18 protein-coding genes are annotated in these 22,558 nt (G+C 66.3%); 10 read left to right on the top strand and 8 right to left on the bottom strand.

What is annotated here, in order from left to right; translation table 11 throughout:
• Window positions 1-148: 148 nt before the first annotated feature.
• The gene (locus V6M37_RS02485; protein WP_332670810.1) at window positions 149-661 is read left to right on the top strand and encodes a MarR family winged helix-turn-helix transcriptional regulator; all 513 of its coding nucleotides are present in this window, start codon (window positions 149-151) and stop codon (window positions 659-661) included.
• A 313-nt stretch (window positions 662-974) separates the two neighbouring features.
• The gene (locus tag V6M37_RS02490) at window positions 975-2,150 is read left to right on the top strand and encodes an FIST signal transduction protein (RefSeq protein ID WP_332670812.1); all 1,176 of its coding nucleotides are present in this window, start codon (window positions 975-977) and stop codon (window positions 2,148-2,150) included.
• Between the two features lie 22 nt (window positions 2,151-2,172).
• Here the strand turns inward: V6M37_RS02490 and speE are convergent, their stop codons facing one another.
• Both speE and V6M37_RS02500 read right to left on the bottom strand, forming a co-directional pair.
• On the bottom strand, window positions 2,173-3,045 hold the full coding sequence (speE, locus tag V6M37_RS02495; protein WP_332670813.1) for a polyamine aminopropyltransferase: 873 nt from the start codon (window positions 3,043-3,045) through the stop codon (window positions 2,173-2,175).
• A 3-nt stretch (window positions 3,046-3,048) separates the two neighbouring features.
• On the bottom strand, window positions 3,049-3,435 hold the full coding sequence (locus V6M37_RS02500; RefSeq protein WP_332670814.1) for an S-adenosylmethionine decarboxylase family protein: 387 nt from the start codon (window positions 3,433-3,435) through the stop codon (window positions 3,049-3,051).
• 283 nt (window positions 3,436-3,718) lie between these two features.
• Between V6M37_RS02500 and V6M37_RS02505 the strand changes: the two genes are divergently transcribed.
• Window positions 3,719-4,675 carry a radical SAM protein gene (locus V6M37_RS02505; protein ID WP_332670815.1) on the top strand — a complete coding sequence of 319 codons (957 nt, stop codon included), beginning with the start codon at window positions 3,719-3,721 and terminating at the stop codon, window positions 4,673-4,675.
• A 52-nt stretch (window positions 4,676-4,727) separates the two neighbouring features.
• On the opposite strand, the gene V6M37_RS02510 is transcribed toward V6M37_RS02505, so the two are convergent.
• On the bottom strand, window positions 4,728-5,879 hold the full coding sequence (locus V6M37_RS02510; RefSeq protein WP_332670817.1) for a cytochrome P450: 1,152 nt from the start codon (window positions 5,877-5,879) through the stop codon (window positions 4,728-4,730).
• A 113-nt stretch (window positions 5,880-5,992) separates the two neighbouring features.
• Window positions 5,993-6,343: a transposase gene (locus V6M37_RS02515; protein ID WP_332670819.1), complete on the bottom strand. Its 351-nt coding sequence runs from the start codon at window positions 6,341-6,343 to the stop codon at window positions 5,993-5,995.
• A gap of 503 nt (window positions 6,344-6,846) precedes the next feature.
• On the opposite strand from V6M37_RS02515, the gene V6M37_RS02520 reads away from it, so the two are divergent.
• Window positions 6,847-7,668 (top strand): THxN family PEP-CTERM protein, encoded by an 822-nt coding sequence (locus V6M37_RS02520; protein ID WP_332670820.1) that lies wholly within the window; start codon window positions 6,847-6,849, stop codon window positions 7,666-7,668.
• A gap of 275 nt (window positions 7,669-7,943) precedes the next feature.
• Here V6M37_RS02520 and V6M37_RS02525 read toward each other — a convergent pair whose 3' ends face one another.
• The 4 genes from V6M37_RS02525 to V6M37_RS02540 all read right to left on the bottom strand — a co-directional run bounded on the left by V6M37_RS02525 (window position 7,944) and on the right by V6M37_RS02540 (window position 13,674).
• Window positions 7,944-9,149 carry a glycosyltransferase gene (locus V6M37_RS02525; protein WP_332670821.1) on the bottom strand — a complete coding sequence of 402 codons (1,206 nt, stop codon included), beginning with the start codon at window positions 9,147-9,149 and terminating at the stop codon, window positions 7,944-7,946.
• Between the two features lie 473 nt (window positions 9,150-9,622).
• Complete coding sequence (locus tag V6M37_RS02530; RefSeq protein WP_332670822.1) at window positions 9,623-10,753, bottom strand: SDR family oxidoreductase; 1,131 nt, start codon at window positions 10,751-10,753, stop codon at window positions 9,623-9,625.
• A complete protein-coding gene (locus V6M37_RS02535; protein ID WP_332670824.1) occupies window positions 10,750-12,528 on the bottom strand; it encodes an AMP-dependent synthetase/ligase in 1,779 nt (592 codons plus the stop codon). The genes V6M37_RS02530 and V6M37_RS02535 overlap by 4 nt, the downstream gene beginning before the upstream one ends.
• Before the next feature lie 156 nt (window positions 12,529-12,684).
• Window positions 12,685-13,674 (bottom strand): hypothetical protein, encoded by a 990-nt coding sequence (locus tag V6M37_RS02540; RefSeq protein ID WP_332670826.1) that lies wholly within the window; start codon window positions 13,672-13,674, stop codon window positions 12,685-12,687.
• 460 nt (window positions 13,675-14,134) lie between these two features.
• On the opposite strand from V6M37_RS02540, the gene V6M37_RS02545 reads away from it, so the two are divergent.
• The 6 genes from V6M37_RS02545 to V6M37_RS02570 all read left to right on the top strand — a co-directional run bounded on the left by V6M37_RS02545 (window position 14,135) and on the right by V6M37_RS02570 (window position 22,450).
• Window positions 14,135-15,763 carry an AMP-binding protein gene (locus V6M37_RS02545; protein ID WP_332670827.1) on the top strand — a complete coding sequence of 543 codons (1,629 nt, stop codon included), beginning with the start codon at window positions 14,135-14,137 and terminating at the stop codon, window positions 15,761-15,763.
• Between the two features lie 227 nt (window positions 15,764-15,990).
• On the top strand, window positions 15,991-17,172 hold the full coding sequence (locus tag V6M37_RS02550; protein ID WP_332670828.1) for an ABC transporter substrate-binding protein: 1,182 nt from the start codon (window positions 15,991-15,993) through the stop codon (window positions 17,170-17,172).
• A gap of 419 nt (window positions 17,173-17,591) precedes the next feature.
• Entirely contained in the window at window positions 17,592-18,461 is an 870-nt protein-coding gene (locus V6M37_RS02555) for an FAD binding domain-containing protein (protein WP_332670830.1), read from the top strand.
• Window positions 18,462-18,509: 48 nt separating this feature from the next.
• Entirely contained in the window at window positions 18,510-19,028 is a 519-nt protein-coding gene (locus V6M37_RS02560) for a (2Fe-2S)-binding protein (protein ID WP_332670831.1), read from the top strand.
• A complete protein-coding gene (locus tag V6M37_RS02565; protein WP_332670833.1) occupies window positions 19,025-21,388 on the top strand; it encodes a xanthine dehydrogenase family protein molybdopterin-binding subunit in 2,364 nt (787 codons plus the stop codon). Before V6M37_RS02560 ends, V6M37_RS02565 begins: the two co-directional genes overlap by 4 nt.
• Window positions 21,389-21,661: 273 nt before the next feature.
• Entirely contained in the window at window positions 21,662-22,450 is a 789-nt protein-coding gene (locus V6M37_RS02570; RefSeq protein WP_332670834.1) for a cyclase family protein, read from the top strand.
• The last annotated feature ends 108 nt before the right edge of the window (window positions 22,451-22,558 follow it).

Consider the following 22,558-nt stretch of genomic DNA (forward strand, 5'->3'; position numbering starts at 1 on the left):
GGCCCCGCGTCGGCCTTCGCCTGTCGAACCCCCACCTGGCAGATCTCATTGAGACCGAATATATTCAGAATTAAAGTAAAATTGCCCGAAGCGGGCTAAAATAAGGCGTCACGGGCCGCTTGCGGCATTTTCGGGTATTCGGAATCTCATGGAAAACGCGCATAACTCCAGCGAAAGCAACGTCGTCGAGACGCTCGATCACGAGTCGCGGGCGACGGGTCGCGATCACGAGGCGCTTCGCGTCTGGCTGCGCATGCTGACCTGCACGAACATCGTGGAATCGCAGCTGCGCACGCGGCTGCGGCAAAGCTTCGATTCGACGCTGCCGCGCTTCGACCTGATGGCGCAACTGGACCGCCACCCGGACGGGCTGAAGATGAGCGAGCTGTCCCGCCGGCTGATGGTCACGGGCGGCAACGTGACCGGCCTCACCGACAAGCTCGTCGAGGAAGGGCTGGTCGTGCGGCAAGACGATCCGCGCGACCGCCGCTCCTTCACGGTGCGGCTTACACCGGAAGGCAAGGCGCAATTCAGCCGCATGGCGGGTCCGCACGAGCAATGGGTCGTCGAGCTGTTCGCCGGCCTCGATCACGACGAGAAAGTCCAGCTCCTGAAGCTGCTCGACCGGCTCAAAGGCCATCTGGCGACGTTGTTCGCCTGAGGTCCTCGCGGCGCCCGGCGGCGAGCGCGGAATCCGCGCTGTTAGCCGAGTCCGGGCCGCCGCTCGCGCCGCCTCCTGAAGTTGTCGCTCAGCTACCCCGGCGTTGCCGACTTCGTCCCACGGCCTGCCGATTTTCGCGAAGGCCCGCGCGTACTCGGGATTCGCGGAATCGTTCGAACCCGTCTCACGACCCGCCGGTTTCGCACCACCGCGCACCCCGGCGCGACCGGATTGCATGCCCGATTCACCGCCCGGCTGAACACCCCTTGCCGGCCGGAGTCGAATCCCTTGTTATCCCGGACAGGCCGCCGCCATGCTTCGCGCTTCGTTTGTGCACGCTCACGCCGCCGCTCCCGACTGGCAGGAAGCCCTGACGGATTGCGTGGGGCAATTGCGGACCCGGATCGCGGCGCAGCACGCCGCCCCCGGCGCCTTCACGCTCGGCTGGTGCTACTTCAGCGATTACTTCGCGCCGGCCGCCGAAGCGATTCTCGAAGCGCTGCAGCAGAACCTTCCCGGCGTCGCATGGGTCGGCACCGCCGGCCTCGGCGTGCTCGCGAGCGGCGTCGAATATATCGACGAACCGGCGCTGGTGCTGATGGCGGCGCCGCTGCCCGCGGAATCCTTCCGACTCTTCTCGGGCCGCCAGCCGCTCGCGACCGTCTCGTCCGATTTCGTCGCGCACACGGCGCTCGTGCATGGCGAGGGCAGCACCCCCGACATCCAGGATCTGCTGCACGAACTGAGCGAGCGAACGACGACCGGCTACCTCTTCGGCGGGCTGTCATCGGCGCGCAACCGCACGCTGCACCTCGCCGACGGGGTGCTCACTGGCGGGCTCTCCGGCGTACTGTTCGATTCCAGCGTGCACCTGATTTCGCGCGTCACGCAGGGTTGTCAGCCGATCGGTCCGCAGCGCGCGGTGACCGGTTCGGAAGGCAATTACGTGATCACGCTCGACGGCCGGCCGGCGCTCGACTGCGTGATGCAGGACCTCGGCATCGACGACGACCTGCTTGCCGAAGAGCTGTCGGACGCGCTGTCGGCGACGCTCGTCGGCATCAGCAGCGGCAACGAGGACGTTCCGCTCCACGCGGGCAAGTTCGGCGCCGATACGCTCGTGCGCCATCTGGTCGGCGTCGACCTCCAGAACCGCGTCCTCGCGGTCGGCGACCAGGTCGATGCCGGCTCACAACTCGCGTTCTGCAAGCGCCACCCGGAAGCGGCACGTCGCGACCTGTTGCGGATCGCGACCGAGATCCGCGACGAACTCGAGAGTGGTGCGTCCGGCGAGCTGGCCGGCGCGCTGTACGTCAGTTGCTCCGGGCGCGGCGGGCCGCACTTCGGCGCGCGGCACGCCGAGCTGCGGGTGGTGCGGGACGTGCTCGGCGACGTGCCGCTGGTCGGTTTTTTTGCCGGCGGGGAAGTCGCTCGCGATCACCTGTATGGCTACACCGGCGTGCTGACGGTGTTCACGACCGGGACGTGAGCCGGAGGCACGGCCGCAGCGATCAGGCGAGCAGCGCGCGCAGGGTGTTCGGCAGCGCGAACTGCGCGCAATGCACCGCGCCGTTGTAGTGCTGGAGCGCGCCGATGCGCCGCTCGGCAATCCGCCGATCGACCTCGTCGGCCGCGAGGGCGGACGGGTCCAGCGTGTCGGACGCGGTCGCGAGTCCCCACAGCGTGCCGTACAGCGGGATGTACAGGAAATACGGCCGCACGACGGCGAAAACCTGCCGCAGCCGGTCGACGAGCGCCCGCACGCGCTCGGGCTGGAAGACGGGCGCGCCGATGTGCAGGCTGAGCGCGCCGCGCGGCGCGAGCAGGGCGCGGCAGCCGCGGAAGAACGCCTCGGAATACAGCGCCTCGGCCGGACCTTCGGGGTCGGTCAGGTCGAGCACGATCACATCAAAGCGCTCCGCCGGCGCGTCCACCACGTAGCGGAAGCCGTCGCCGATGCGGATCTCGACGCGGGGGTCGTCGAGCGCGCCGCGATGCACCGCGTGCAGGTGCTGTCGCGCGATCTCGATCACTTTCGGGTCGAGTTCGGCGATCACGACCTGCTCGATTGTCGGCTGCTTCAGCAACTCTTCGGCCGACCCGCCATCGCCCCCGCCGACGATCAGCGCCCGCCGCGGCCCCGAGTGCGCGATGCACGGCACCTGGATCATGTTTTCGTGGTAGTAGAACTCGTCCCGCTCCGATGTCATGAAGCAGCCGTCGAGCCGGAAGAGGCGCCCGAACTGCGGCGTGTCCCACACCTCGTAGTCCTGGTGTTGCGACCGGCCTTTCTCGATCAGCTTGCCGCGGTAGAAATAGCCTGCGTCGTCGTTGATCTGCTCGAAGATCACGCCGTCGACGGCCGGCAATCGCATCGGACGCATCGTTCAGTTCTCCCCGGACAGGCTCCCGCGGACGACCTCGTACTCGACGGCGTCCTCCGGCTGCAGCGCGTCGAGCACGCGGCGATAGACGTGGCGCGCGCGGTCGCTGTTGTCGCGCGAGAAATTGCAGACATAGACGTCGAGGGTCACGTTTCCGGACTCCGGCCAGGTGTGGATCGCGAGGTGGGATTCGGCCAGCACGACCGTGCCGGTCACGCCCGCGGCGTCGCCGTCTGCGTCGAGGAACTGGTAGAAACTGGCACCGAGCGGCGTGAGCCCGGCATCCCGGCATTCGTCGACGCACAGACGTTCGAGCGCGTCCCGCTGCGTCAACGCCACCGCGGTCCCCCCGCAGCGATAGAGGTCTGCAATCAGATGAATACCGTTCATGCCTCTTCGATACCTCCGGTCAAGCGGATTAAGGAATAGCAAACTGTAGCATTTTCGAAGTCATTAATATTGCTGCAAAAGTAATCCGGCGCCCCGAGCGGGGGCGTTCCTTCATCGTGTCGCCGGCGCTGCGCGGGCCTTTCCGGCGGGACATGTCGCGCCGCTCCGCTTCCCCGCTCCGCCTCCCGTGTGCGGGTTCGATATGTCGTTAAGGTCTTCTTAAGCGGCGCTGCCTACGCTGATCTCCCTCGCCGGAAAACTCGGCCGCACCTGGAGTGATCAGATGAAGAAGCCCGCCTACCGTGTCGTCGTGAACTGGGAATGGACCAGCAAGTGCAACGCGCGCTGCGCGATGTGTCCGCGGCACATGATCGACAATCCGACGATCTCGTCCGGCGACAGCTTCGAGCAGACGCTCGCGCGCCTCGATCCGCAGGATGTGTTCCGCTGCGTGATCGCCGGGTACGGCGAGCCGACGACGCACCCGCAGTTCGACCGCTACATTGAGCGGCTGCGCGGCCATCCGGTCACGTTCGACATGGCGACCAACGGCAGCCGGCTCTGGGAGGAACGGCTGCGGGCGCTCGACGGCGTGTTGCGCACGCTGATGATCTCGTTCTCGAGCATCGACCCGCAGGTCTACCAGTCGGTGCACACGAACCTCGACCAGTGCGCCGTCATGGACAACATCCTCGCCGCCGCCCGGCTACTGGAGCGCACCCAGCTCGTGATCAACCTGTCGCCGACGCGCGAATGCCTCGACACGCTCGACGACACCGTCGCGTGGCTGCGCGGGAACGGCGTGAACGGCCTCCACATGTCGCCGACCTACTACGACCGCGCCGGCGCGCAAAAGACGTCGGGGCAACCGGACCACGTGCGCCTGCGCAACGAGATCCGCCGGCACGGACTCGGCAGCCAGGAAACCGCGTTCATCCCCGGCGCCGTCGATATCTATCGCCAATGGCGCGCCAACCGCTTCAAGTGCGTGCCGCGCAACACGAACATGCTGATCTCGGCCGGCGGCCACTACACCTACTGCTTCAACGACATCCGCGAAAGCCACCAACTCGGCCACGTCGCCGACCTGAGCCTGCGCGACGCGCTGGAGCGCCGCGAAGCGCTCGCAGAGCAGGGCGCGATCTGCGCGCAATGCAACCTGCGCGATCGCTACCGGCCGCGCGAGCTTGTGCGGGTGGCGATGTCGTATGCGCGGGCGCGGGTGGCGGCTGCGGCCTAGTGGCCGTTCTCGCGCACGCCGGCCACCAACTGACGCGGCAAGGCAGACGAGGCTACGCCAACACGACCGCCACCTTGGCCCAGCCGCCAACTGGAGACACCGCCCGCTCGGCGGGTCGCTGCGGGTCGAGGGCAATCGACGACGTCGCGGCGAGGAGTTCTTGTGTCGCGATGCGCATTTCCAGCGTCGCCAGCAAGCGCCCGGGGCACGCGTGTTTTCCGATGCCGTACACCAGGTTCCGGTCGGCGTTGCGCTCCGGCTCCATGACGTCAGGGTCGCCGAAGACCGCCTCGTCCCGGTTCGCGGATGTCCAGTTCAGCTTCACGCGTGCCCCTTGCGGCAGTTCCACGCCGCCGATCGTGACAGGGCACGTCGTCACGCGGCGATTGGACACGAACGGGTCGTCGATCCGAAGGATCTCGTCGACGATGGCATCGATCTCGGCGTCAGGGACGCCGGAGCGCAGGCGATCCTGCACAGCGCGGTGCGTCGCCAAGTAATGAACCAGCACGCCGATACACTGCGCGATGGAGCCCAGGTCCCCGCCCGTCCAGTTCCGCAGAACCGACACGATCTCCGCGTCGGTCAGCGGTCGGCCGTTCACTTCGGTCCGCATGAGCCGGGCGGTGACATCGTCAGCGTCGTCCTCGCGCGTGGCGCCGCGGCGCGGCTCGAGCACGGACCGGATCAGGTCGTCGAACGACTCCGCCACCTGCCGCGTCCAGGACCTGTCGCCCGAGCGCGTCGCGGCATGGTTCTCGGCAACCCAGTCCGCGAGTCGATCTTCGAGATCGGCCGGCCAGCCCAGCCACGCGCTTTGCGCCCGGACGGCAAACCGGACGCCGACTTGGGACACCGCGTCGACGGCAACGCTCCTGGGCAGCGACGCGACCAAGTCGGCCGCCACCCGACGGAATTCTTCATGGAAGGGGGCGAGCGCCTCCGGCGTGAGAAAGCGGTCCAGGGCGTCCCGGTATGCCGTGTGCTCGGCCGAGTCGATGCCGTTCGGGACATGGAGGTGGCTCGACACCGCGCTGGAAAACCGCTCATGGGCCAGCGCGGCCTGCACGACCAGGTCGTGCCTCAGCAGCACCCACTCGCCCTGGACGTTGCGCACCACGCCGTGCAGGGGACGCCACTCGTCGGTGTAGGCCCTCAGGTCCCTGCCGGTGGCGGACAGATCGTCAGGCATGTGATCGGTCATTCTTATCCTCTCTTTGCGCTCCAGGCAGACGGCGGTCGATACCCAGGTCATTAGAACAAAACAGTCGTCGGGGGCACCGCGGGGGCACGGCCAAAAGGCGATTCATATGAAACTTATGCCGAGCCCGTGAATGCGCTGATCGGCAATTTAGGCGTGCCTCTCCGCGACTCCCTGGCAAAGTACGCCGTCGCCTTTTTTAAGATCTCGTTGTCCACTTTCAGCCGCGCGTTCTCCGCCCGCAACCGCGAAAGCTCCGCCTGCGCTTCCTCAACCTGCACGGCCGCGCCTTGCTTGACCAGCGGTTCCCCGCGGCGCACCTGACGCACCCAGTTGCCCAGCGTCTTCTCCGATATTTCCAGACTGCGCGCGACTTCGATCACGCTGCTCCCCGCATCGATCACCTGACGCATTGCCGCGTCTCGAAACTGCTCGGTGTAGACCCTTTTCGGCATCTTCGCTTCCATTACCCAATCCTCGATGAAACCTTAGAGCCTCACTTCATGGCGTCCGTTTTTCAGGGGCAATCTCAGTCGGCGGTGTCACCGTGGAAAAGTCTCTTCACGACTCGCACGCCGAAATTCTGACACTTCCCCCAAAATGCGCCGCACCAAATTCTTCCATCGCCCAGTTGCTCCTCATTGCTGTTCCTTCCGCGAAAGAACAGCGCCCGGCAATGGGGATACCCGTCCAGTTGTGCCGGCGAACGAAAAACACGGAATTGGCTACTCGTCACACTCGTCTATGAAAAACGCGTTGCGTGGAATCCTACGCCAGTAGTCCTTTGTCGAGCCGCTTTACACTCGCTTCAAGCGGCGTCAACTAAGATATTGAAAACAAAGCAGAAGAGTGTGTGGCACGGCCTGTGCATAGAGAGCTCCGTAGCGCGGAATCATCGATGTTACTGCGGGTGGCGGCCTTGCTCGGCAGCCAAGACTTTAAGGTTCGGCTCACAAGAAGGAGATCTATCATGACCAAGAGCAAACTCCACAACGCCTTGCTCGCCGCCACGCTGGCGGGCGGGTTGTTTGCGGGTGCGGGGTCGGCGTATGCGACCCCAGGAACGGTGTTCGTCGGGAATGACTTTCTTGAGTTTGATCCCGCCACTGCCGATCCCGGCGTCGGGCCCGGCGGCTTCGTGGCCATCTCGTCCACTGAGCTTGAATGGGTGGATACGGGCGATGTGAACGACCCGCACAGCTTTTTGCGGATCATCGAGCCGCCGACCAATACCGACGTCAACATCGTCTCGGATAGCGGAGTGTGGGTAGATGTCGCCCAAATCCAGCACGAGAATAACGTCATTCCTGTTTCCAATTTCTCCTTCTCCATAGAGATGCTCGACGCCTTCCAACTGGACGGCGCAACCTTCGACGCTACAGGTACTGACACCCTGGGGGACCCCTTCTCGTTTCTATTGACATTCCTTGAATCGAGCAACTCCGAGCCCTGCGATGAAACCTCGAATCCCCTCGGCAGCGTGTGCGACGACACGTTTACTGCCGACGGACTTCAGGACGTGCTGGGTACGTTCCTCTTCTCCGCCCTGGGAGAACGGTGGGCACTTTCGTTTAGAGTCTTGGCTGAGGAGGCGGAAGGCACGTTCTTCGATGGTAACGAGACCATCTTTACGGCCGAAGATTTCACTAGCAACCTCTTCATCCAAGCTCAAATTAACCAGCTAGAGGTGCCAGAGCCTGCCACCCTCGCATTGCTGGGTCTCGGTTTGTTGGGATTGCCGCTGGCCCGCGCGCGCCGGGCGGCGAAGCAGGCTGACGCCTCGGAGGCCTGAGGGAGTGCGTCGAGCGCGACGTACCTAGCTTGGCGCGCTCCGCATTGTTTCCAGAAGTCGCACTGCCACCGTCCGAACCTGTACCGAGCGGGTTCGGACGGTGGCGCGTTGTCCGACTGGCTTCTTGGTTCCTCGAAACCCCGGGCGATTCAAAAAAGCGAACTACGCGACTTCAGGCGCTCGTGGCTCCGACGCAGCCGGCGGTAGCGAGGCCGATTCAGTGGTTGACCGGCCGCGAAAGATCCTTTTCCCCTTCAGAGTTGCCGTACGAACGATCACAACGACTCTTGAACCAGTTCGGCGAATCTCTCGGTGGCTACATAACCTCGAAGCCAGCATGCCGCTCTTTCTGCCGACTGCCGGAACGATGGTGTCGACAGCAGACGCTCTACCGAGTCCCCCACCGATTCCCCGCTGCACTCATCGGCCCGTAGCGTCAAACCCGCACCCGATGCAGTCACAAACTGCATGTTCAAGAGTTGGTCGAGGTTCGAAGGAATGCCAAGTACCGGGGTCCCTTCCAAGAGCGCTTGGTGTGTGCTCGGGCTGCCACCATTACAGATAGCGATGTCGGCCAAGCGGCTGACCGCATCACCAGGAAGATAGCCCGCGGCGATCACTCCCGCAGCAAACCGGGACTTGTTTTCCTCCGATCCCACCGCGACGACAACGTGGCACTTCATGCGCACCAAGGCGCCCACGATGTGATCGAGCACGCGAGAATCGCCAGAACTCCCCAACGCAACATAGACAAGCGGGCGCCTATCTCGATACGCACCTAACTCGGGCGGTAATGGCCCTCCGGGGGACCAAGTGATGGGCCCGATGTAGATGTAGCGCCCTGCTGGCTCGACGTTACTGGTAGGAACCAATTCTGGAACATCCGCAAAGAGAGTTCGGTCGGCCTCAGAGAACGTGCTGCGTAAATCAAGCCCCAGCGACCGCATGCCATATCGCCTCCGCAAACGTTCCATTGGCAGACTGTGATAAGCGAATATGAGTGGCCGGAAGAGACGGAAGCCGAGCCGGGCAGCCCGTACGCCGACGAGGCCAGTAAGCGGGTGCGCTGGCATGTCAAAGCTCACCGGTGTGAATGGGCTCCAGTACGCATTGGAGATGGTCCAGTACGGCACGCTGGAAAGGCGAGCGCTGACAGCAAGCGAAAGACGGAAATCGCCGACAATCAGATCCGGCCGAAATTGCTCGATATGACGAAGATCGTCGCGAACATACTCTTCAAGGACTGAAAACGAATATACCGGCCGACCCGAAGCAACCGAATCCAGGTAGGCCCTTGTGCCGATGGCATGGAGGTCACGTAGCGTCAGCCCAGCTTTGGAAACGAGTTGCCTAAAATCCGGTCCCGTGGCAACGACTACTTCGTAACGTCGAGAATCAAGCGAATTTGCGAGCACGACAGGCCGCGCGACGTGCGCGAGCGTCGCCGGCTCGGCAAAGAAGAGAACCTTCTTTCGTGTCATCGTGGCGGGTCCTCGGTACAAGTCTGGCTCGCTTCAAGGCGCGGCCATGCGTCGTCAACTGCACGCACGCCGATTTTCGTCGTCGGCACGCCACCCCAGATCCCCAACGGATCAACCCGCGAACCTTTTGTCACCCCGGCTCCAGCCGACACCATAACGCCCCTCACTTCTCGAACGCCCGAATAATTATTGCTTCAGGTCCAATCGTGACATTACCGCCCATCGCGATCGGGTAGAACGCAAGCCAAGACGATTTGATTACGTGAGCATAGAGAACAGCATCATGACCATGAGCGGATCCTTCGCTATCGTAGTAAGGGGAGGATCCGCGATCAAACCGCCGCTATAACTGCCACTTCCCATTTTTCAAAAGAACCCTTTTTCGGGGCCGGCGGGGCGCGCGCCGCCATTTCCGTGGGCCGCCCGTTGATGCCGCCCGAGCGCCTCGTCAAGGAGCAGTTCTTGCATCCCTGCTAACCTCGCGGATACTTCTCGTCTAGAAAGCGCTCCAACACCCGCGGGAGGTAGTCCTTCCAGTGCGGCAGACCTGCCCCCCTTGCCGACAGCCAGGCAAGATACTCCCGGTTGTCGAAGCCCTGCTGGTCGCCGAGGTAGTCGAGATAGATCGGCAAGGTCGAGAGGGCACGGCGACGGTCAATTGGTGCGAGGCGGGTGGCGGCCCGCTGCAGGACGGTGAACACGCTTCGGGGCAGCAGCATGCCCGCGGGAACGTCGATTCCGTGCTTTTTGAACGCGTCCCGGACGATGGGCCTCAAAGTCTTGAGTCGGATCGAATGTTCGGGGCCCGAGCACAGGTGGAAGATCCGCCCCCTGGCGGCGGTGTCGAGGCTGGCGTGGGCGATCGCTCCGGCCACCGTGTCCACCGGAATGATATCGAGTTTGACCTCGCCAAGGTCGGGCAACACGCCGAAGGTCCGCCGCCCGGACAGGAAGTCGCAGATGAAGTAGAAGATCTGGAAGTGGATGATGCGACCGTCGCGGGAGTCGCCGATCACCATGCTGGGGCGGTGCACCGTGATGGGCAGGTGCTCCTCTTCGATCGCCGCCCGCACGAGGACCTCCGCCTCCGCTTTGGACTGCTCGTAGGTGTTGTGAAAGGCCCGCGGCTCGTCGATCCAGCGCTCGGGCAGCACACCGGGTCGCTTGCCGGCGATCCCCACGGTGCTGACGAATTCCACTTTCCGCAGCGTTCCGCCCGCGGCAAGCCGCCGGGCCAGGGCGAGGATCTCCTGGGCGGAGCCAAGGGCGGAGTGACGGGCGTCCTCCAGCGTTTCGTTCATGCGCACGCTCGCGGCGCAGTGGACGAGGTGAGTGGTGTCGGCGCTCAGGGCGGCATATTCCTCCGCACTCAGTCCGAAGCCCGGATGGGCCGCGTCGCCCCGCAAGGGGGTGAGGCGGGTGCGGGGTTCGGCGTCCGGGGCGAGCTTCCAGAAGCGGCACAACTCCTCCATGCGCTCCTTCAGGTGTTCCTCGGATCTCGCGCGCAGCAGGAGCCGCACCCGGGTGCCGGGGTTCGCGTATAGCAGGGGGACGAGGGCGCTGCCCACGGCGCCCGAGGCGCCGGTGACGAAGTAGGTATTCATTGGGTGTGGATGATCCGGGGACGGAAGGGACCGGCGGGTTTGCGGGGAGCGGGGTGCGCGTAGGCCGCCTCGATTTGCGCGCGGAACCGACTTTCGATCGGCGTGCGGCGAATCTTAAGGTTGGCCGTTAGCTCGCCGGCGGCGATCGTGAAGGGTTGCGGGCTGAGGATGACGACGCCGGGGCGTTGGTAGTCGCTGAAGGTCTCGCAGGCGGCGGCGACGTCCGCGGCGATCGTCGCCGCCGCTTCGCTACGAGTCGCCCCGGTGACGGGGTGCACGGGGTCGAGAACAAGGATGGCGACAGGATAGGGACGATCCCGCCCGATGATCACCGCGTCGTCCACGTAGTCGATCTGCTTGAGGGCCGCCTCGATCGGCGCGGGCGCGACGCGGCGGCCCGTGGAGGTCTTGAATACCTCGCTCTTGCGCCCTTCGAGCCACACGTAGCCATCGCCGTCGATCCGCGCAAAGTCGCCCGTGTGCAGGAATCCGTCGGGACCGAGAGGCCCCGCCGGGGTGCCCTCGCCGTAGTAGCCGGAAAAGACGCCTGGGCCGCGGACCAGCAGCTCCCCGTCCTCGGCGATCCGCAGCTCGTTGTCGGGGAGCGCGCGGCCGACACTGCCGAAGCGGTAGTGCTCGGGGGTGTTCGCCGCCACCGGAATGACGTTCTCGCTGATGCCGTAGGCTTCCAGCACCAGCCAGCCGAGCCCGTGGAGCCGCTCAAGCAGCCACGTTGGCATCGGCGCGGATCCGCTCACCATGAACTGCAGCTCCTCGCCAACGATCGCGCGAAGGCGATGCAGGACGGGCGCCGCGAGCGGCTGAAGGGCGCGCCACGCGAGCGCGGGCGGCCTGCCCGCACGGCGCGCCGCGGCGATCCGACAGCCGACCGCCCAGGCGCTCAGGACGAGGGCGCGCACTGCGGCGGGGCGTTTGGCGATCTCGGTCAGGATGCCGGCGTGCAGCTTCTCGAAGAAGCGGGGTACGCCGATGAACAGGGTCGGCTGAACTTGCGGCAGCAGACCGACGATCTGGGCGGGGTCATCCACAAAATACGATGTTGTGCCACGGGTTAAGGCGCAGAAGTTGATCATCCGCTGGAAGAGGTTGGACAGGGGCAGCCAGCAGGCCAGCCGCGCATCCGGCCGCAGCGAGGGAAACCGCTCCAGAATTGCGTCGCAGGCGTATGTCACCTGGCGGTGGGAATAGGCGATGCCCTTCGGCTGCCCGGTGCTGCCCGAGGTGAAGACGATCGTGGCGGCATCTTCGGGCGCGGGCGGAGGCAGAGCCTCGGAGGAAGCGTCCGGTGCTGTCAATAGATCGCGCAGCGCATGGGACCCGCCGGGCCCGTTGGGGGCGCAGGTGATCGCAATCTCGGGTGGGTGCCACAGCGCCCCGAGCATCCGCAGCTTCTCGTCGTCGGCGGTGACGAGCAGTCGCGGCTGGGTGAGGCTGAGGATGTGCTTCAGATTGCGCGGAGCGTCGTGGGCGTCGATGCCCACGACCACGCCGCCGAGCGTCAGAACGGCGAACTGGCAGTACTCCCACTCGGGCGAGGGGGCCAGCATGATGGCCACCCGGTCGCCCGCCCGTAGGCCGAGCCGGGCGAGCTGGCGGGCCAGGGCGTCGACTCTGAGGGCCACCTCGCGCCAAGTAACGGACCGCCAGTCGTCGCTGCCGGCCCGGTACCGATAGGCGATCCCGTCCGGCGAGGCGGCCGCCCGTGCGCGCAGGCGCTCTGGCAGGGAGGGGATCGTGTCGGTCATCATGGCCATCGCAGGGCGTCGCTTTGATGTGCCGGCCGCTACGGTGCGGAGCGGCGAGTCCGGCGGATACTGCGCCGGGCCGGCGCCCGCGCCCCCGCACCGGCCCGCCCTGAGGAGCCGTTCCGGCCGGAGATCGTCATCGTCGGGCAGGTCGGGAGCGTCATGTCAGGCGCTGCGCAGCATCGGCGGATCGTAGGCGCCCTTCGGCAGCGTGATGCGCAAGTCGTCCTCCCTCAGCCCCAGCCACTCCATGCTGCGGCGTACCTCGCGCCCGTAGCCGAGCTTTCTCCGGATCATGAAATTAACGACGGGCAGCATGACGCGCCAATAGTTCAGGCTGGCCTTCCCCGCGCGGATCAGCGCCGAGAACTCGGGCAGGTAGGGGTTGTACCCGAAGTGCTTCAGGTCGGAGAACATCATCAGCCAGTTGATGGGGTAGTTGCTTACGATGGGGCTGGCATGGGAGCTCTTCTGCACCAGTCCGAGCTCGGTTACCTTGCGGATGACTTCGTCCTGGTCGTAGTCCCAGGCGTGGTAGGGGGCGAGATAGCGCGGAAAGCTGGGTGTCCCGGGCAGCTTGAGCGGGTTGTAGAAGGCGGAGAGCTCGGCGTCGGAGAAGTGCCCGCACTCGACGAGGTGGGGCGGTGTCCAGTCCTCGCTGCTGATTAGCGCCGGGCTGAATTCGTAGAGCATGCGCTCGGGCTCCGGCTGTCCCGGCGAGTAGCCGGCGATGACGAGCGGGATGTTGCGTTGCATCGCGAGGCGGATCGCCGCGCCCTCGAAGAGGGGCGCGTACACATATGAGACGGTGTAGACGGCGCCGCGCGCCTCCTGATTGCACAGCAGGTAGCGAAAGAGCTTGGTGAGGAAGCCGTACGCCGGTCGGAAGATCACGTGGTCGATATCCAGCTTACGCAGCGCGAGGCGTATGTTGTGCCACGCGACGCTAGGGAGATCGATGTCGCAGGTGAAGGCGAGCACGCGCAGGCCGTAATCGACCTTCAAGCGGTGGAGCAGGAACAAGCTGTCCTTGCCGCCGCTGAGCGGAACCACGCAGTCGTAGTCCGAGCCGGGATGGTTGCGCGCACGCCGCAAGGTCTCCTCGAGATCCTCGCGGAATCGGAACGCGGCCGTCGCCGTGCTGGTGTTCGGCACGGGATTACGGCAGAAGGTGCATAAGCCGCTGTCGTCAATGTCAGCACCCGGCGCGACCTCAGGCAGGAGACATTTGCTGCAGCTCTTCATGTTCATCCTCCCGGCCCGGCCACGTCCGGCGGGCTTTCAACGCACGGTCATGTGAGAGCGAGTGCCGACCGTCGGCTTGTTAAATATAGCCGAAGGCCCGCGCCGCCCATACGTGCGGACTGTTTCAAGGTCTGCAGCCAACCCTCCCCGCCGCGCCCTCGCCCGAACCCCGTCTGGGTAATCCCGGCTGCCCGACACGAGTGTTTTCTCCTAGTCTTTACGCAAGTCCGATGCACCGGCCCTCCCGATCCGGTCGCCCAAGTCGTGCCCGCCCGCGTGGGTGCCATGCGCGCTTGCGGGGTGCCGATACTTGAGGCTTAATATATTCACAGATAAAAATAGATCTATCACCTGGAGGAGACGCCATATCATGACAAGCCACGTCGATACGTTCGCACGCGACCAATTGCCGCCGCCGCAGGCGCAGCCGGAGTTCATCTTCGAGTTGCCGTCGCTGCAATTTCCGCCACAGTTGAATTGCGCGACCGAGCTGCTCGACCGGCGTGTGGCGGAAGGCGACGGGGAGCGCGTGTGTCTGCGGGCACCGGGGCTCGCGTGGACGTACGCGGAGCTGCAGCGGCGCGCGAACCGGATTGCGAACGTGCTCGTGCGTGAGCTCGGGGTCGTGCCCGGCAACCGCGTGCTGCTGCGCGGTCCGAACAATCCGATGATGGTCGCGTGCTGGTTCGCGGTCATGAAGGCGGGAGCGATCGCGGTGACGACGATGCCGCTGCTGCGCGCGAAGGAGCTCGGGCAGATCATCGACAAGGCGCGGATCACGCATGCGCTGTGCGAGCACGCGCTGCGCGCGGAGCTCGAGGCCGCGGCGGCCGAGCATCCGTTGCTCGCGCACGTGCGCTTCTTCAACGATCCCTCCGGGCAGGGGCTCGACGCGGACGCGGCGCGCCAGCCGGATGTTTTCGACAACGTCACGACCGCGGCCGACGACACCTGCATCCTCGCGTTCACGTCCGGGACGACCGGCAAGCCGAAGGCGACGATGCATTTCCATCGCGACCTGCTCGCCGCGTGCGCGTGCTGGCCGGCGCACGTGCTGCGTCCGACGGCCGACGACGTGTTCATCGGCAGCCCGCCGCTCGCGTTCACGTTCGCGCTCGGCGGCCTCGTCGTGTTCCCAATGAGCGTCGGCGCCTCGACGGTGCTGCTCGAGCAGGCGTCGCCGCCGCAGCTGCTCGACGCGATCCCGGAGTTCGGCGCGACGATCCTCTTCACCGCGCCGACGTCGTACCGCGCGATGGCCGAGGCGGCGCGCACCCGTCCGCTCGCCGAGGCGCGCGGCGGGACGTTGCGCAAGTGCGTGTCCGCGGGCGAGGTGCTGCCGGCGTCGACCCGCACGCTGTGGAAGGACGCCACCGGCATCGAGATCATCGACGGCATCGGCGCGACCGAGATGTTCCACATCTTCATCTCCGCTGACGAGGCGGCGGCGCGGCCCGGTGCGACGGGGAAGGTCGTCCCCGGCTACCGCGCGCGGATCGTCGACGACGAAGGGCGCGAGGTGCCGCCGGGCACCGCGGGCCGCCTCGCGGTCAAGGGGCCGACCGGCTGCCGCTACCTCGACGACCCGCGCCAGGCCGATTACGTTCGCGACGGCTGGAATTACACCGGCGACGCGTACGTGATGGACGCCGACGGCTATTTCCACTACCAGTCGCGCGTCGACGACATGATCATCTCGTCCGGCTACAACATCGGCTCGCCCGAGGTCGAGGAGGCGTTGCTGCAGCACCCGGCGGTCGCCGAATGCGCCGTCATCGGCGTGCCCGACGACGAGCGCGGGCAGATCGTCAAGGCCTTCGTCGTGCCGCGCGCGGGTGTTGAAAGCGGGCCGGCGCTCGTGCGCGAGCTGCAGGACTTCGCGAAACAGACGATCGCGCCCTACAAGTACCCGCGCGCGGTCGAGTTCCTGGCCGAGCTGCCGCGTACCGAGACCGGCAAGCTGCAGCGGTTCCGGCTGAGGGATCGCGCGAACCGGTAAAGTGCGGCCGCGCGGCGCGAGCGGCAGCGGCGTGCGGTGTGCGCTTTGTCTCGAATGCCGCAAAAAAATGCGGATGAAACGTCCCGGCTGTCGTCATGATGCGGCGACGAGCGAGGATGCGTTCGTCGGCACGGCTCACGGGGGACAACTGTGACCGCGTCGGGAAAAAGGCGCCGTGCGGCCGCCGTCGTTGCCGCCATTCGACGAAAAAAACAGGAGGAGAAAAGATGGGCAAGGCTCAGGGACGCAACACGTTTCGCACCATCGTCGCGCTGACGGCCGCCGCGGTGATTCCGCTCGGCACCGCGCACGCGGCCGAGAAGGTCAAGGTCGGGCTGATGCTGCCTTACACCGGCACCTACGCGGCGCTCGGCAACGCGATCACGAACGGCTTCAAGCAGTACGTCGCCGAGCAGGGCGGCACGCTCGGCGGGCGCGAGGTGCAGTACTTCGTCGTCGACGACGAGTCCGACCCGTCGAAAGCGACCGAGAACGCATCGAAGCTCGTCAAGCGCGACGACGTCGATGTCCTGGTCGGCACCGTGCATTCGGGCGTGGCACTGGCGATGGCGAAGGTTGCGCGCGACACGAAGACGCTGATGATCATCCCGAACGCGGGCGCCGACGAGCTGACCGGCCCGCTGTGCGCGCCGAACGTGTTCCGCAGCTCGTTCACGAACTGGCAGCCCGCGTACGGCATGGGCAAGGTCGCGGCCGAGCGCGGCCACAAGAACATCGTCACGCTGACGTGGAAGTACGCGGCCGGCGAGCAGGCGGTCAACGGCTTCAAGGAAGCGTTCGAGAAGGCCGGCGGCAAGGTCGCGAAGGAGCTGTACCTGCCGTTCCCGAACGTCGAGTTCCAGCCGTATCTCACCGAGATCGCGAACCTGAAGCACGACGCGGTGTTCGTGTTCTTCGCCGGCGGCGGCGCGGCGAAGTTCGTCAAGGACTACGACGCGGCGGGCCTGAAGAAGTCGATTCCGCTGTACGGCTCGGGCTTCCTCACCGACGGCACGCTCGAAGCAATGGGCGGCGCGGGCGAAGGGCTCTTGACGACGCTGCACTACGCGGACGGGCTGACGAACGCGAAGGACAAGGCTTTCCGCAGTGCGTACGAGGCGCAATACAAGATGCCGCCGGACGTCTACGCGGTGCAGGGCTACGACGCCGCGCAGATGCTGCGCGCCGGGCTCGACGCCGCGAAGGGGCCCGAACTCGACCAGGCGGCGATGATCAAGGCGATGGAAGCCGCGAAGATCGACAGCCCGCGCGGCGCCTTCACGCTGTCGAAGGCGCACAACCCGGTGCAGGACATTTACTTGCGCGAGGCTGCGGGCAACCAGAACAAGTTCGTCTCGGTCGCGGAGAGGGCGCTCGAAGATCCGGCGCGCGGCTGCCGGATGAAGTAAGTCCCGTTCTTGTAAGCCCTTTGCGCCCCGTCGCCGGCAGTATGGCGACGGGTGCGCCTCCCGCCGCCGGGGCCCGTCGCCCCGCGCGCTCCCCCCTTCCCGTTCCGCCACGGCGCGCGTCCTGCGCGCCGTGGCGGCTCTCCCGTCCGGTTTCCGGTTCCGCTTTCCGCGCCCGGCGGGCGGTCGAACGATTCCCCGAAGTTTCAGGATAGGCAACGGACGCGCCGGATAGCGGCGACGTGCCGCCGCCGGTATCACTGTCGTCGTTCGCGCGCGGTCCCTTCCGGTGCGAATGCGCGGGGCAATTCGCACCGGTCGCCGGCGTGTTTCCCCGCGCGTACGAGATGCCGCCGAAGCGTCGGCGCGTGCTGCGCGCCGGCCCTCTTTCCGTCACCGCTACGCCGTGTAGGAGCGATTCCATGAGCAGTCGAATATTGCCGGACTTCGAACTATTGATGCCGCAAAGCATTGCCGAGGCGGTGGACCTGCTGTCCTCGTACGGCCGGCGGGTCACCGTGATGGCGGGTGGCACCGACGTGCTGGTCGCGATGAAGTCGACGCAGTCGCCGGAATACGTGATGAGCCTCGCGAACATTCCCGGCCTCGCGCACGTGCTGTTCGAGCCGGCGAAAGGTCTGCGGCTCGGCGCGAAGGCGACGGTCGCCGACCTGCTCGCGCACCCGGACGTGATGCGCCACTACCCGTCGCTGTGGCATGCCGCGGAGATCTTCGCGACCGGGCAGGTGCGCAACACGGCGACCGTGCTCGGCAACCTGCTGCGCGCGTCGCCCGCCGGGGATTGCAGCTGCGCGATCTACGCGATCGGCGGGACGGTCGTCTTTCAGAGCGTGTCGGGTCGGCGCGAGGTCGATATCGACGATTTCTGGCTCTCGTACGGCGTCACCGCGCGGCGGGCCGACGAACTCGCGGTCGAACTGGTGCTGCCGCCGCCGTCGGACGGCGCGCGCGCCGCGTTCAGGCGCCTCACGCGGACGAACGACGATCTCGCGAAACTGAATGTCGCGGTGCAGCTCGACATGCTCGGCGGCACCTGCATCGACGCGCGCCTCGCGATGGGTTGCGTCGCGCCGACCCCGCTGCGCCTGCGGCACACCGAGGCGTTGCTGAAGGGCAGGGAAATCACCGCCGAGCTGTTGCAGCGCGTTGCCGAGTCCGTGCCGGCGGAAATCTCGCCGATCGACGACAAGCGATCGACCGCCGAATACCGCCGCCAGGTTGCCGGCGTGGTGCTGAAGCGGGCGATCGAGGACGCGTGTCGCGCGGACTGAAGCGGCCAACCTGAATCGGCCCGAGCCGATCTTCTCGAGGAGACAGGAATGAAGGATGTACAGATCACGCTCCAGATCAACGGAGAGGAATACCGGCTGAACGTCGCCGTCAATCGCACGCTGCTCGAGGTGCTGCGCGACCAGCTCGGCATGACCGAGACGAAATACGGCTGCGGCACCGGGGAGTGCGGCGCCTGTACGGTGCTCGTCGACGGCGACAGGGCGATCAATTCGTGCCTGACCCTCGCTGCGACGATGGACGGAAAACGCATCACGACCGCGGCCGGCTTCGCGAAATTTGGCGAGCTCAATCACATCCAGCAAGCCTTCACCGACGAGGCGGCGATCCAGTGCGGCTACTGCACGCCGGGGATGATCGTGAAGACCGCGAGCCTGCTCGCGAAAAACCCGGACCCGTCGGAGCAGGAGATCCGCCACGCGCTCGAAGGCAACATCTGCCGCTGCACGGGCTACGAAAAGATCGTCAAGGCGGTGAAGAAAGCGGCGAGTACCGCGCCGCGGGCCGCAGTCGTCGTGCCGGCGGTTCGCGTGGAGGTGGCGCAATGAAGCCCGAATCGATCGTCGGTACGAGTGCGCAACGCGTCGACGTCAAGGACAAGGTGACGGGGCAGGCGCTTTACGCGGCCGATATCCAACTTCCGGGAATGCTGTACGGCAAGGTCGTGCGCTGCTGGGAGCACGCGCACGCGCGCGTCGTGCGGCTCGACCTCAGCGCGGCGGCGAAGTCGCCCGGCGTCGTGAAGGTGCTCGGCCCGGCCGACGTCACCGCGAACACGTACAACTCGTCGGTCCTGGACCTGATGGTTTCCGAGCCGATGCACGACCTGCTCGGCGACATCGACGACCAATCGATCTTCACGACGCACGTCAAATACCAGGGCGACGCAATCTGCGGAATCATCGCGAAGTCCGAGGAGGCGGCCGAGCGGGCAGCGGCGAAAGTCATCGTCGAGTACGAACCGCTGCCGGTCTACCTGACCGCGGAAGCGTCGCGGCAGCCTGGCGCGGTGCAATTCGTGCCCGAAAAGCCCGGCAACCGCGCGTTCGAGCTGCCCGAGGCGATGTTCCCGGGGCACGCGCTCGGCGGCGGTGACGTCGACGCGGCGATGCGGGACGCGGACGTCGTCGTCGAGGACGTGTTCTACGTGCCGAAGCAGAAGCAGTGCCAGATGGAACCGCACGCATATATCGCGAAGTTCGACAATGCCGGGCGCCTCACGTGCTGGACGTCGTCGCAGATGCCGAAGCTCGTGCAGGCGAAGCTCGCGCGGCTGTTCGACCTGCCGATGGCGCGCGTGAAGATCAACGCGACGGTGATCGGCGGCGGTTTCGGCGCACGGCTCGGCTTGATCTCGGAGCCGCAGGCGTGCGCGATGGCGCTCGCGGTGCCGGGCCATCCGGTGAAGCTGCAGACGCTGCGCGAGGAGGACTGGGCGATCTCGCCGAGCCGCCACCCGGGCCGCTACTGGATGAAGCTTGGATTCAAGAAGGACGGCACGCCGGTCGCGTGCGACGCGCGCTTCGAGAACTACAAGGGCGGCTACTACCTCGACGCGTCGGGCACGGCCTTCACTGCCGGCGCGTGGCTCAGCGGCATGTACAAGTTTCCGGCGCTGCGCTACCGCGGCGAGTCGTACTTCACGAACCAGGGCTTGACCGGCGCGTTCCGCGGTTATGGCAATCCGCAGACGAACTTCGCGCTCGAGCAGCTTATCGAGAGAGCGTGCGCGCGGCTCGGCATGGACCCGGTCGAGTGGCGCAAAAAGTGGCACAAGGGCGTCGGCGACGACGGCTGGTGCGCCGGCGTCACCTACCCGTCCTGCGCGCTCGACGAGTGCCTCGACCGCGGCGCGGCGGCGATCGACTGGGCTGAGAAGCGACGCCGGTACGCGAACCAGACCGGCACGCTACGACGCGGCGTCGGCGTCGCGGTGATGAACCACACCAGCGGCGCGATGCCGATGTTGCTCGAACACACCGCGTGCACCGTCAAGCTCAACGAGGACGCGACCGCCGAGGTGATCTTCGCGTGCTCCGACATGGGGCAGGGCTCGCACACCGCGCTGAAGCAGATCGCTGCCGAGACGCTCGGCTTCCCGTTCGACGACGTGCAGCTCGCGAACCCGGGGTCGGACGCGGGCTTCGACATCGGCGCGCACGCGAGCCGGACGATTTACGTCGGCGGTGCGGCGGTCAAGGCGGCGTGCGAGGACGTGAAGCGGCAGTTGTTCGCGCGCGCGGCCGAGCGGCTGCAGGTGCCGGCGGATCAGCTCGACATCCGGGACAAGAAGATCTTCGCGAAGGCCGACCCGCAACGCTCGGTCGACGTCGAGGCGATCACCCGCGGCGGCGTGTTCCATTTCGTCGATCCGATGACCGGGCAGACGACCGGCGCGCCGGGGCAGATCCAGGGCTACGTGAGCTTCTTCCCGCCGCACAACTCGCCGCCGTTCGGCGCGTCGTTCGCCGAGGTCGAGGTCGACACCGAGACCGGCGAGGTTCGCGTGCTCGATCTCGTCAACGCGCACGACATTGGCCGCGCGATCAACCCGGCAGCGGTCGAAGGCCAGCTCGAAGGCGGCATCCAGCAGGGGCTCGGCTTCGTGCTGACCGAAGAGACCCAGTACGACGAGCGCGGCCGCATGCTCAACAACAGCTTCACCGACTACAAGATGTTCGGGCCGAGCGACATGCCGAAGATCACGACGATTCTCGTCGAGGACGCCGACCCGGTCGGGCCGTTCGGCGCGAAGAGCGTCGGCGAGTCGGGTCTCGTCAGCCCGGTCGGCGCGGTCGCCAACGCGATCTACCACGCCCTCGGCATCCAGTTCACCGAGGCGCCGATCACGCCGGAGAAGGTGCTGAAAGGCCTGCGCGAGAAGGGGATTGCGCAAGCGGCGCATTAGCCGGCGGCAACAGTTCCAGTGGTATTTCGGCCGCCTTCGGGCGGCCGTTTTTTGTCTGCATGGGCGAGGTGCCGATCGAGACCGGCAGTCCCGGGATAGGTCCGGCAGCCGCGGGATAGCCGATGCCGTCGGCGTGACCTAAGTTCGGCTGTATCGGGCGGTCGCGAAGGCGGCCCGCCGCCGCCGACCCGGACGCCCGAAAGCACACCAGCCGCCGTGCGACCTGTCTCGCGTCGACGGCCGGCATCGAACCGCCACATGAGGAGATCCGAAATGCCATCGAAAGTGACCGTCCTGACGCAGCTCGCCGAGGCGCTCGAAGACGGCGGCGTGCAGGTCGTCGACCTGACGCAGCCGCTCGGTCCGGACACCCCGGTGCTCGGCCTGCCGCCGCCGTTCGCGAACTCGCCGCCGGTGAGTTTCGAGACGATCTCGCGCTACGACGACGCCGGGCCGGCGTGGTACTGGCGCACGATCCGCATGGGCGAGCACACCGGCACGCATTTCGACGCGCCGGTGCACTGGATCAGCGGCCGGAACCGCGCCGACGGCACGCTCGACTCGATTACGGCGCGCCGCCTTGTCGGCCCCGCGTGCGTCATCGACATCAGCCGCGAAGCCGCGGCGAATCCCGACCACCTGCTGACGCGCGACGCGGTGCTCGACTGGGAGGCGCGCCACGGACGCATTCCGCCGAACGCGTGGGTGCTGCTGCGCAGCGACTGGTCGAAGCGCGTCGGTGCCGAGGAGTTCCTGAACTGCCGTGAGGACGGGCCGCACTCGCCCGGCTTCGACCGTGGTGCGACCGAGCTTCTCGCGCTTGAACGCGACGTGCTCGGTGTCGGCGTCGAGACCGTCGGCACCGACGCGGGGCAGGCGCACGCGTTCGATCCGCCGTTCTGGACGCATCACATCATGCAGGGCAACGGCAAGTTCGGCCTCGCGAGCCTGTGCAACCTCGACCGGCTGCCGCCGACCGGCGCCGTGCTCGTCGCCTCCCCGCTGAAGCTCGTTGGCGGGTCCGGCAGTCCGTTGCGCGTGCTCGCGCTCGTGCCGGCGTGAGGCTTCCGGAAGAGCTCGCGTCGGCCTTCGCTGCGCTCACGCCGACTACGCCGAATCTTCCGGTCGGTGCGATCGGAGCCTTGCGCTGGGCGCACGTGTACTGTATAC

Source organism: Aromatoleum sp. (genome assembly GCF_036675785.1).
Lineage (GTDB): Bacteria > Pseudomonadota > Gammaproteobacteria > Burkholderiales > Rhodocyclaceae > Aromatoleum.